Origin of the sequence: Virgibacillus sp. M23 (assembly GCF_034190895.1) — a bacterium.
Classification (GTDB): domain Bacteria; phylum Bacillota; class Bacilli; order Bacillales; family Amphibacillaceae; genus Virgibacillus; species Virgibacillus salarius.
The window spans coordinates 1-411 of the sequence record NZ_JAWDHA010000336.1 but is presented as its reverse complement, the minus strand read 5'-3'; the positions used below and the strand labels follow the sequence as shown (position 1 = coordinate 411).

Below are 411 nucleotides of genomic sequence, written 5' to 3'. Positions count from 1 at the left end.
ATAGAACGAGTCCTACTTCAAAAAATAACGCAATCCCAATAATGAATGAGGCAATGACAACGGCCCATTGAATATTTTTCTCACCGAATTTGTTAACGAGCGTCATCGCAATGCGCTGTGCGCCTCCTGAATCCGCGATCAGCTTGCCCAGCATCGCACCGAGTCCGAAGATGAACGCGATGTGGCCAAGAGTCCCCCCTATTCCTTGTTCGATGGAGCTGACAACTTTATCGAACGGCATCCCGAGTGCCAGTGCCACGCCGAACGATACGACCAGCAGGGAACTAAATGTGTTTAGTTTTAAGCCCATAATCAAAAATAGTAATGCGAAGATCCCAAGTGCAACGATGATTACCGGCATGGTAATGCCCTCCCCGACATGTCATGTAGTATTTGTGTGTGATTAAGCCG

Annotated in this window: 1 pseudogene; it reads right to left on the bottom strand. The window is 47.9% G+C overall.

What is annotated here, in order from left to right:
• A pseudogene (locus tag RVS70_RS22840) lies at positions 1-361 on the bottom strand (SLC13 family permease); the annotation flags it as partial.
• Positions 362-411: the final 50 nt, after the last annotated feature.